The following is an 11023-nucleotide window of genomic DNA, read 5'->3' as shown; positions in this document are numbered from 1 at the left end:
TCTCAGCATTCGATTTTTTTGCGGAAGCTGAATGGATAACGGATGGCCGAACGCACGTCCAGCAAACGGCAACGGTCCGCAACAATGTTCGTGAACGAACTCGCGTGGGACCGCGAAAACCTGCGGCGGTTGTTTAGTACAAGCGCCTTTCTTGTACCTGGAAGCGCGTACAGAAAGAACCGTCTGTCGTTTGCGCAAGCAACTGGCGAACTTCGATGAGAAAAGGAGTTCGGAGAGGTCGAGGTTATGGAAGCTCGACCACATTCGGCAGCCGAAAGGCATCCTGAATTTCGTACGTGAAGCGCCGTCGCTTCCGATGCGCGATGCGCACTACACGCATTCACGCCCCAACGCACCTCTCACAAAGCAAAACGGCCCGGCCCTGCATCGAAGCAGAACCGGGCCGTGTCGAGCCGAAGCCGATTACTGCGCGGTGCCCTGCGCCGAAACCGAGCCCTTCACACCGACCGATGCGCCGCCTTGCGCCGCGGTCGCCGCGCTGTCGAGCGCTTCGCCGGCCTTCGCCTTCGCGTTGCCCGCGACGTCGCCCGCCGTCGTCATCGCGCCTTCCGCATGATGCTTCGCCGAGCCCGCGACATGCTTCACGTGCGCCTTCGCCGAATGCGCGGCCGACGTGGCGGCGTCCTTCGCCGAGCCGGCTGCCGAACCCACTGCGTGGGTCGCGCCGCCGACCGCGCCTTTGACCGTATCGCCGGCCGCTTCGCCGACGCCGCCGACGGTCTTGCCGACGCCGTTGAGCGCGCCGCCGACGAGGTTGCCCGCGCCCGAACCCGCTGCGTTCGCGCCGGCGCCTGCCTGCGCGTTCGCGCCGACGCCGAGCACCGGCGTCTGCACCTGCAGGCCGGCACCAGCCGAACCCTGCGCGCCCGTCTGGGCCGTCTGTGCGAAAGCAGCCGAGGTAGCCATTGCCGTCAGCGCAGCGCCGAGCAGAACCGTACGAAGCTTGTTCATGTTTCTTCTCCCCAAGGACATCGTTGATGCGGCCGCATACGTGCGGACCGTCACGTTCCTCGCCGCACCATGCGGCAGGTGGGAGCTACTGTAGCGGGCCTCGACGGCGCTGCGAGCGGATTTCGCCAACCTGTTACTCACGTTGCAAATGCTAACGAATGGCTCACAGTGTTTAACAGTCGTCAGGTTCATGCCGCCGGTCGCACGCGCTGGCAGCGAGTCCACGGCCGGCCGCTGAATCCTGTCGCGAGACTGCGCGGGCACCCGAGACGAACGGCCCGCGCAGCCTCCACCACTCACGACCGCCGCGTCGGCAGCACGTCCAGCCGCGCATCCTCGGCCTCGCCCGCCGCCGCATCCGTGCCGCCGTCCGAAATCTCGTCGAGCGCCCGGTTGTTGGTCCGCGGCCCGAACGCGCCGATCGACAGCATCACGATCAGCATGCTGCCGCCGATCAGCACGAACACCGCGGACACCCCGGCGCGTTCGAGCAGCAGCGCGACGATGAAACTGCTCGCGATTCCCGTCAGGCGGCCGATCGAATGCACGAAGCCGAGCGCGCGCCCGCGGATCTCGGTCGGAAACACTTCCGATTGATACGCCGTGCCGTTGCTCGCGAGCACCGTGTTGGACAACGTGACGAGCAGGCCGAACGCGATCACGAACGGCGCCTGCGCCGACATCGCGAACGCGGTGCCGAACAACGCGACACCGAACGCCGACGCGACGATCAGCCATTTGCGCTCGATCCGGTCGGCGAGCAGGCCGGCGACGAACGGCGACACCGGATACGCGAACGCGATCACGAACGCATACCAGAGGCTCTTCGTGACGCTCGCGCCCTGCGCGGCGAGCAGCGTCGGCAGCCACTGGCTGAAGCCGAAGAAGCCGATGCTCAGGAATGCATTGAATGCGATCAGCATCGTCGTACGGCCGCGATGCCGCGCATCCCACATCGACGGCGCGCGCTGCGCGGGTTGCGCCGCGACGGTCGGCAGCCGGACCGCCGGAAGCGGCCGGCCGGATTCCCGCTCGACCGCCTGTTCGAGCCGCTGCAGCACGGCTTCGGCCTCGGCCTCGCGGCCGGTGCGGGCGAGCCAGCGCGGCGACTCCGGCAAGCGCGACTGCAGCCACCAGACGACGACCGCGCCGCTGCCGCCGAGCAGCACGACCCAGCGCCACCCTGAAATGCCGAGCGGATCGCGCGGCACCCACAGCCACGACACGAGCGCGAGCACCGGCATCGCGAGATAGCCGACCGCGAAGCACACGGCGAACGCGCGGCCGCGCACCGCCTTCGGCACCAGCTCGGTCAGGAACGCGCCGATCGTGATCAGCTCCGCGCCGATGCCGCAGCCCGCGATGAAGCGGCACACGAGTATGCCGAGCGCATGCGTCTGCAAGCACATCGCAAGGCTCGCCGCCGTATAGAGCAGCAGCGCGCCGGTAAACAGCGCGCGCCGCCCGAAGCGGTCCGCGAGGCGCGACACGAACATCTCGCCGACGAACAGCCCGGCGAACGTCGCCGCGCCGAGCGCGCCCTGGTCCGACATGCCGAGCACGCCGTGCGAGCCCGCGTGAAAGATGCCGTCGCGGATCAGCCCCGGCGGCAGGTAGGTCATCTGGAACAGGTCGTAGACCTCGAAAAACCCGCCGACGCTCAGGAACAGCACGAGCATCCAGATGCTGGCCGTCGCGGGCAGGCGGTCGATGCGCGCGGCAATCGACGCCGCATGGGAATGGGACATGGCGACTCCTCGATGATCCGCCCGCGCGGCCTGCGCGAAGCGGCGAAGCGGCAGACCCGGCGCCGGCGCGGGGTGCGCGCGGCGCCGGCGTTCATACGGTGGCGACCGGATTGACCGGCGACCCGACGAGCCCGCGCAGATGCAGCGGCGGCGCGGTCAGCAGGAAGCGGTTGCGCCGGTGCGCGCGCAGCCAGTCGGCGAGCGGCGTCAGGTGCCACAGCTCGCCGAGATGAATGCCGAGCTTGAACAGGCACAGCTCGTGCAGCGGCATCAGCGCGCCGGGCCGCTCGCGCGCCCGCGCATCGCGCGGGCGCTCCTCGACCGCGTGATTGTCCGCCGCGAGCGCGGCGAGCCCCGATGCGTCGATCCATTCGAGCAGGCGCGGATCGTCGCCGTCGAGCACGCAGCATACGTCCGGCGCGCCGGGCTCGCCGCGCGCGTCGGCGTCGAGCAGGCGATCGGCGAAGCCCGTATGCACGCACACGATGTCGCCGCGCTCGACGATCACGTCGTCCGCGCGCAGCACCGCCATCCATTCCGCGTAACCGATCTTGCGCCGCTCGTCGCCGAAGTGGCGGCGCAGGTCGACCAGCACGCCGCGCCCCTGCACGCCGGTTTGCGCCATCACCTCGATGCCGAGCGCGCGCGCGCCGCCGCGCGGCGCGCCCGCTTCGGGCACCTGGATGTGCTCGTCCATCCGGTAGCCGTTGTAGAACACGCGGGCCCGCTCGCCGTCGCCCGCCGGATCGAACAGCGAGCCGACGTGCGACAGCGCGTCCCATTGCGTCGAGAACTGCGAGTGCATGCAGAACGAATCGTCGCAGACCACGTCGGTTGCGTTGGCAACCTGTTCGTCCGCCCGATAGCCGAAGTACGGCCGGTCGCCGAGCAGCGCCGGCATGATCGCCGGCGGCCGGCGCCGCGCGTTCAGCCCGCCGCCGCGCGGCACGTCGAGCGGCAGGCTCAGCGAGAACACGCGGCCTTCGCGCACCTCCGCGACGCCGCGCAGCACCGCGTCGGCCGTCAGCCAGTTCAAGCGCCCTTTCTGATCGTCCGGGCCGAAATCCCCCCAGTTCGAGCCGGGCGGCCGATGGGTCCAGCGTGGCTTCATGGTGTCTCCTCCATGCAATGTCCAGGACACGGCGGCCGTCCTTCGCGGCCGCGTCGCAGGTCGCGCGTCGCGCCTACCGCGCGCGGATCACGCCCAGCCCGGCGAGCCGCTCGTATTCGCGCTCGCCGAGCAGCGGCAGCAGGATCTCGCGATTGTTCTCGCCGAGCGCGGGCGCCGGCCGGCGGAACGTGCCGGGCGTGGCCGACAGGCGCGGCGTGATGTTGTGCATCGGCAGGCTGCCGACGTCGTCGTCCGGCAGCTCGACGAGCGCCTCGCGCTCGATCACGTAGTGATCCTGAACGATCTGCGCAATGTCCTGGATCGGCCCGACCGTCACGCCCGCATCCTCGAAGAACGCGAGATTGGCGTCGAGATCGCGTGCGGCGATGAATTCGCCGACGATCGCATCGAGCGCCTCCGCGTGCTGCACGCGCTGCACGTTGGTCGCGTAGCGCGGATCGTCGATCAGGTCCGCGCGGCCGATCGCGCGGAACAGCCGCTCGGCCATCGCCTGCGTCGAGCTCGACAGGCACAGCCACTTGCCGTCGCGGGTGCGATACGCGTTGCGCGGCGCGGTGTTCGACGAGCGGCTGCCGGTGCGCGCCTTGATCTCGCCGGTCATCACGTAGTTCGCGGCGGCCGGGCCGAGGATGGACAGCAGCGGCTCGAACAGCGACACGTCGATCACCTGCCCCGCCGCGCCGTGCGCGTCGCGCGCATGCAGCGCGACCAGCACGGCGATCGCGCCGGACAGCCCGGCCGTCATGTCGCCGAGGAACATCGGCGGCAGCACCGGCTCGCGATCGGCGAAGCCGTTGATCGCCGCGAACCCCGCATACCCTTCCGCGAGCGTGCCGAAGCCCGGCTTGTGGCGGTACGGCCCCGTCTGCCCCCAGCCGGAGATCCGCGCGATCACCAGCTCCGGCCGGATCGCGAGCAGGTCGTCCGGGCCGAGCCCCATCTTCTCGGCGACGCCGGGCTTGAAGCTCTCGACGAACACGTCCGCGTCGCGCACCAGCCGGCGGACGATGTCGATCCCCTCGGGCGCGCGCAGGTCGACGCATACGCTGCGCTTGTTGCGCCCGTATACCTTCCAGTTCGTGCTGATCCCGCCCGCGCCCACCGCGCGCAGCGTATCGCCACGCTCGTTCTCGACCTTCACGACGTCCGCGCCGAAATCGGCGAGCTGCACGCTCAGCATGTTGCCCGCCATCAGGCGCGACAGGTCGACGACGCGCACGCCCGCGAGCGGCCCCTGCGCGCCGGCGTCGAACGGTTTCGGATGGATCGGGCCGGTGGACGCGCGACGGCGCGCGCCGGCCGCGTGAGCGGCCTGCGGGTCGGGAACGAACATGCTTGTCTCCTGGTTGGTGTGTGTGCGTCGTTCGATCGGAAATGCGGGGAAAGCGCGCGCTCGGCCGCGCGCCGGCGCTACTCGAGCAGCGCGCCGAGCTGGTCGGCCGCGCGGAACGCCGCGCCCGCGGCGGGCAGATCGCCGCCCAGCGCATGCGTCAGCTCGGCGGCGGCCGCCTGCACGCGCGGCAGGTAGTCGGCCAATACCTTCTTGTTGAAGCGATAGCGCGGCACGCCGAGCGAGATCGCGCCGCTCAGCACGCGGCCGACGCCGAACGCCGGGCACGCGATCGCCGCGCTTTCCGGGTCGCGCTCGGCGATCGACACCGCGTAGCCCTGCTCGGCCGCCTTCTCGTAGTCGCCGCCGCGCGTGCCGCTGAACGCGAGCAGCACGCGCCCGGCCGCGCCGACGTCGAGCGGGAAGCGGTCGCCCTCGCGCAGGTGCGTGCGCACCGAGCGCTGCGCCTGGATGCGGAACAGGCACACGCGCTGGTCGCCTTCGCGCACGTAGAACGCGGCCGTCTCGCCGGTTTCCGCCGACAGCTTCGACAGGATCGGCATCACGTACTCTCGCAGCTGGAACGACTCGCGATACATCATCCCGAGCTGGAACACGGCCGGCCCCAGCACGTAGCGCCCGTCCGGCAGGCGCTTGATGAAGCGGAACTGCTCGAGCGATTCGAACATCCGCAACAGCGTGCTCATGTTGAGCCCCGTCTCCTCGCTGACCTGCGCGAGCATCAGCCCGCCGGGCGCGTTGCCGAACGCCAGCAGCGCGGTCAGCGCGCGGTTGACCGCGGCCACGCCGCCCTCTGCCGGATTACCTGTCTCCACCTTGCTCATGTCCACCTCGTGCGATGCCGGGCGATACGTGCCACGTCGATGCCGCGTTGCGGCGGCCGGCATCTGAAAAAATGAAAGTCACTTTCATTATACGCAGAACATCGATGACATCAACATGAATCCGCGCAGCTTCGTTTGTTCATCATCCTGCAATGTTCCTTGATACTAGGCGTTAACGATAATCTTGACGAATGCGGTCATCCATCACAAAAATGAAAGTGACTTTCATTTTTTGAGATCACTGATGAATCCGTCGTCCCAACCCGTCTGGCGCTCGCTGCTGTACGTCCCCGCCCACGTCCCCCGTTTCGTCGCGTCGGCCGCCGCGAGCGACGCCGATGCGCTGATCCTCGATCTCGAGGACAGCGTCCCGCCCGCGTGCAAGGCGGCCGCCCGCGACGGGCTGGCCGACGCCGTGCCGACGCTGCGCGCGCAGGACCGCGACGTGCTGGTGCGCGCCAACGGCCCGCTCGACCTGCTGGTGCCCGACCTGCGCGCGGCCGTCCGCGCCGGCGTGGACGGCGTCGTGCTGCCGAAGGTGCGCGGCGGCTCGCACGTCGAGGCGATCGACGAGCTGCTGGCCGCGCTCGAAGAGGAAGCGGGCGCGCCGCCCGGCCGCACGCGGATCGTCGCGATCGTCGAAACGCCGCGCGCGTTCCAGGCGATGGACCGGATCGCGCAGGCGTCGCCGCGCGTCGTCGCGATGATGCTGGGCGGCGGCGACTTCGCGCTGAACTGCGAAAGCGGCGCGAGCGCCGACGTGCTGCGCGTGCCGAAGCAGCTGCTGATCATCGCCGCGCGCGCCGCCGGCATCCTGCCGCTCGGCCTCATCAGCGGCCTCGACGAACTGCGCGATCTCGACGCGTTCGAGCGCATCGCGCGCGCGTCCGCGGAGCTCGGCTACGCGGGCGCGACCTGCATCCATCCGCTGCAGGTCGGCGCGCTCAATCGCGCATTCCGGCCCGACGACGACGCGGTGCGCGACGCGAACGCGGTGCTGGCCGCCTACGACGACGCGCGCGCGAACGGGCGCGGCGCGCTGCGCGTCGACGGCAGGATGGTCGACGCGCCCGGCGTCGCCCGCGCGAAGCGTGTGCTCGCGCGTCACGCGGCCGTGCAGGCGCGCGCCGACGGCGCGCCCCGGTGATGCGCGCGCCGCCCTGCATCGCTGCGTTTCGTACCTGCGCATGTACCTGCGCAAGCGCACGTCGCGCGGTGCACGCGTGCGTCCCGCCGCGACGCCGCCCGTTCGCCGTCCGGCTCGGATAGCGTCGCCCCGCAGCACCGCCGCGCCGCTCGACCGGCGCGGCGCAGCAATCAAACAAATAACGACCCACGAAGGAGACAAGCCATGGGCAAGCGGATGTCCGCACTGTGCGGACTGGGCCTCGTATCGGCCGGCGCCTGCGCGCAGAGCACGATCACGCTGTACGGCGTGGCCGACATCTATACGGAATTCCTCACCCACCAGGCCGCGCCCGGCGACAAGTCGTCGGCATCGCTCGTGCGGATGGCGTCGGGCGGCAAGAGCGGCTCGCGCTGGGGCCTGAAGGGCGTCGAAGAACTCGGCGGCGGCTGGCAGGCCGCGTTCCGGCTCGAAAGCGGCATCAACCTGAACAACGGCACCGGCACCGGCGCGGGCGGCTTCGACCGCTCCGCGTGGGTCGGGCTGCAGCACGAGCGCTGGGGCGCGCTGCGGCTCGGCCACCAGTACTCGACGCTGTTCGACATCATGGAGCACTATTCGCCGACGGGCGCGTACTCGACGCTGTACGAGCCGGCCGGCGCGATCATCGGCCCCAACTTCCGCGAGAACAACGTCGCCAAGTACCTCGCGAAGATCGGCGCGCTGACGCTCGAAACGCACTATTCGTTCGGCGGCACGCCCGGCGCGTTCCAGTCGAACGCCGCGTACGGCGCCGGCTTCGACTATGCCGGCGGCGTCTTCTCGCTCGCCGCCGCGTTCGACAACGTCAACACGCCGCAGCCGGGCGGCTTCGCGCATTTCCGCCGCTACGCCGCCGCCGCGATCGTGTCCATCGACCGCGCGCAGCTGCTGGCCGGCGTCACGCACGGCCAGAGCGGCGTCGCCGCGCCGTCGGTCGTGACGCGCTACACGTTCTGGTGGGCCGGCGTGCGCTACGCGATCACCCCTTACCTGCAGGCGATCGGCGCGTTCTATTACGAGGACATCCGCGCACAGAACCCGCCGAACGCACAGACGAGCGCGCCGCACCCGGCCAACCCGCAGCAGGTCACGCTGCAGCTGAACTACTTCCTGTCGAAGACCGTCACGCTGTACCTCGCGGGCGGCTACGCGCGCCGCGCCGCGCTCGATTTCGACAACTACAACTACAACTTCCTCCATTACACGCTGGCCGCCGACCGCGCCAGCAGCGCGGGCGCCGCACTCGGCCTGCGCAAGCTGTTCTGAGCCCGCCTCTCTCCCAGTTTCAGGAACCTTCGGAGTCTTCGCACCATGAACCGCCGCCACTTCCTTTCCACGCTGACCGGCACGGCGCTCGCGCTGCCGCTCGCCCGCGCCCGCGCCGGCTCACTGCCGGCGGCCGCCGGCGCCACTACCGGCCGCCCCGACCTCGCGCAACAGCTCGCCGACTACGCGGCCGGGCTGCAGTATCGCGACCTCGACGCCGCGACGATCGAAACGATCAAGGCGCACCTGATCGACGCGCTCGGCTGCGCGATCGCCGCGCACGACGAAGGTCCCGTGCGGATCGCGCGCGACGCGGCGCTCGCGTCGCCGGGCGGCGTGTCGACGATCGTCGGCACGAACCAGCGCACGAGCCCCGATCTCGCCGCGTTCGCGACCGGCACCGCGCTGCGCTACTACGATTTCAACGACGCGTACGCCGGCAAGGAGACCGGCCATCCGAGCGACAACATGTCCGCATGCCTCGCCGTCGCCGAAGCGCAGCACGCGAGCGGCCGCGACCTGATCCTGTCGATCGCGATCGCGTACGAGATCGCGTGCCGGCTGATGGACGCCGCCGCGATCAGCCCGCGCGGCTGGGACCACACGTGCTACAGCCTGCCCGCCGTCGCGCTCGCCGCCGGCAAGCTGATGCGCATGCCCGCGCCGCAGCTGGTGCAGGCGGTGAACCTGTCGATCAACAGCCATCTCGCGCTGAACCAGACCCGCGTGCAGCAGCTGTCGAACTGGAAGGCGCTCGCCGATGCGGACGCGGCGCGCAACGCGGTGTTCTCGACGCAGCTCGCGCGCGCCGGGCTGACCGGCCCCGCGCCGATCTTCGAAGGCATGGCGGGATTCTTTCCGCAGGTGTCCGGGCCGTTCGCCGTCGACACGCGCGAATTCGGCGGGCGCGGCGGCGCGTTCCGGATCGGCAAGTGCTTCGTGAAGTTCTATCCCGCGCAAGGGCTCACGCAGACCGCGATTCCGGCCGCGCTCGACGTCGCCGCGCAGATCGGCGACCTGAGCCGCATCCGGCGCATCGAGGTCCACACGACCGAGGTCGGCTATGTGACGGCCGGCCGCGATCGCGAAAAATGGGCGCCGTCGACCCACGAGACCGCCGATCACAGCCTGCCGTACATCGTCGCGCGCGCGATGCTCGACGGCGACATCACGACCGAGAGCTACCGGCACGACGCGCTGCACGATCCGGCGCTGCGCGCGCTGATCGAACGGGTCACGGTGCGCGAGGACCCGGCGCTGACCGCCCGCTATCCGGCGCAGGCGCCGAACCGGGTGACGGCCGTGTGCGAAGACGGCACGACCTGCACGAAGCAGGTGGACGACCTGCCCGGCTCGCCGACGCGGCCGATGCGGCGCGACGACTACGAGGCGAAGTTCACGAAGAACTGCCGGCGGCACTGGAGCCCGACGCAGATCCGCGCCGCGCTCGATTACCTGTGGCGGCTCGACGAGCAGCCCGACGTCGCGACGCTGCCGCCGCTGCTCGTCGTCGGCTGACCCGCGTGAACGGACCAGGGTCCGCACGCTAGGCCTCCGCCGCGACGCCCTGCCGCTCGAGCGCTTCCGCGACCTCGACGATGCGGCCGCGCAGCCACGCGTGCGCGTTGCTGCCGTCGTAGCGGCGGTGCCAGTACAGCGACCACGCGACGGGCTCCATCGCGAGCGGCAGCTCGCGGATCACGAGCCGCGCATCGTCGAGGCTCACCGCATGCCGCTCCGACATGATCACCGCGTACGGCAGCGCATCCAGCATGTTCGGCACGACGAGCCAGTGCGGCACGTTGAGCGCGATGTGCCGCGTGCAGTTCATGTTCGCGAGCAGGTTGTCGATCAGGCTGTGGTCGACCGGGTTGATCGTCACGTTGAGGAAGTCGAGCGCGAGGAACCGTTCGAGCGTCAGCGGCTTGCCCGCGTCCGGATGGCTGCGGCTCATCACGCAGACCATCCGGTCATGAAACACGGTTTGCGACGACAGCGTGCCCGAATGTTCGAGGCCCGCGCTGATCGCCATGTCGAGCAGCCCCGATTCGAGCGCGTCGGCGGTCTTGCCGGCGCTCATGTGCACGACGTCCATGCCGATATTCGGGCCGGTCAGGCGCATGCAGCGCAGCAGGGCCGGCAGTAAAAGCAGCTCGGTGAGATCCGACATGCGCATCGTAAAATGGCGCTCGGACGTAAAAGGATTGAATTGATAATCCGATTCAAATAATTCCTCGATTTGTTGCATGATCTGTCGAATCGGCATGGCCAGCGCCTGCGCGCGCGGCGTCAATTCCATGCCGACCGCGGTGCGCGCCAGGATCTCGTCCTTGAACACGAACCGCAGGCGCGCCAGCGCGTTGCTGACCGCCGGCTGCGTGAGGCCGACCTTCTGGCCGGCCCGCGTGACCTGCTTCTCCGTCAGCAGCGCATCGAGTATGACCAGCAGGTTCAGATCGATCGAACGTAGATTCATGTTTGCGACCATCCACTAAACAGGTTAATCACCGCCTCCGATTACGATATTTCGCAATTGGAGCAATCCCCTGATATTTAGTGCAA

The 11023-nt window shown here is 69.5% G+C and carries 9 protein-coding genes; 3 read left to right on the top strand and 6 right to left on the bottom strand.

What is annotated here, in order from left to right:
- Positions 1 to 423: 423 nt before the first annotated feature.
- From HWX31_RS34480 to HWX31_RS34460, 5 genes are all read right to left on the bottom strand, one after another.
- Positions 424 to 972 (bottom strand): hypothetical protein, encoded by a 549-nt coding sequence (locus HWX31_RS34480; protein ID WP_045564256.1) that lies wholly within the window; start codon positions 970 to 972, stop codon positions 424 to 426.
- A gap of 296 nt (positions 973 to 1268) precedes the next feature.
- The gene (locus HWX31_RS34475) at positions 1269 to 2720 is read right to left on the bottom strand and encodes an MFS transporter (RefSeq protein ID WP_174965012.1); all 1452 of its coding nucleotides are present in this window, start codon (positions 2718 to 2720) and stop codon (positions 1269 to 1271) included.
- Positions 2721 to 2811: 91 nt separating this feature from the next.
- Entirely contained in the window at positions 2812 to 3831 is a 1020-nt protein-coding gene (locus HWX31_RS34470; RefSeq protein ID WP_059610962.1) for a cyclase family protein, read from the bottom strand.
- Positions 3832 to 3904: 73 nt separating this feature from the next.
- Entirely contained in the window at positions 3905 to 5185 is a 1281-nt protein-coding gene (locus tag HWX31_RS34465; RefSeq protein ID WP_174965013.1) for a CaiB/BaiF CoA transferase family protein, read from the bottom strand.
- Between the two features lie 77 nt (positions 5186 to 5262).
- Positions 5263 to 6027: an IclR family transcriptional regulator gene (locus HWX31_RS34460; RefSeq protein WP_059612380.1), complete on the bottom strand. Its 765-nt coding sequence runs from the start codon at positions 6025 to 6027 to the stop codon at positions 5263 to 5265.
- Positions 6028 to 6271: 244 nt separating this feature from the next.
- Here HWX31_RS34460 and HWX31_RS34455 point away from each other — a divergent pair, with 244 nt between their 5' ends.
- From HWX31_RS34455 to HWX31_RS34445, 3 genes are all read left to right on the top strand, one after another.
- Complete coding sequence (locus tag HWX31_RS34455) at positions 6272 to 7174, top strand: HpcH/HpaI aldolase/citrate lyase family protein (protein ID WP_174965014.1); 903 nt, start codon at positions 6272 to 6274, stop codon at positions 7172 to 7174.
- A gap of 204 nt (positions 7175 to 7378) precedes the next feature.
- Positions 7379 to 8461, top strand: a complete 1083-nt coding sequence (locus HWX31_RS34450; protein WP_174965015.1) for a porin — start codon at positions 7379 to 7381, stop codon at positions 8459 to 8461.
- Between the two features lie 45 nt (positions 8462 to 8506).
- Positions 8507 to 9979, top strand: coding sequence for an MmgE/PrpD family protein (locus HWX31_RS34445; protein WP_174965016.1), 1473 nt, complete (start codon positions 8507 to 8509; stop codon positions 9977 to 9979).
- Between the two features lie 28 nt (positions 9980 to 10007).
- On the opposite strand, the gene HWX31_RS34440 is transcribed toward HWX31_RS34445, so the two are convergent.
- On the bottom strand, positions 10008 to 10937 hold the full coding sequence (locus tag HWX31_RS34440) for a LysR family transcriptional regulator (protein WP_174965017.1): 930 nt from the start codon (positions 10935 to 10937) through the stop codon (positions 10008 to 10010).
- Positions 10938 to 11023 lie beyond the last annotated feature (86 nt).

Origin of the sequence: Burkholderia ubonensis (assembly GCF_902833085.1) — a bacterium.
In the GTDB taxonomy this organism is placed as follows: Bacteria; Pseudomonadota; Gammaproteobacteria; order Burkholderiales; family Burkholderiaceae; genus Burkholderia; species Burkholderia ubonensis.
The sequence above is the reverse complement of the archived record's forward strand: the minus strand, read 5'-3'. Positions and strand labels throughout refer to the sequence as shown.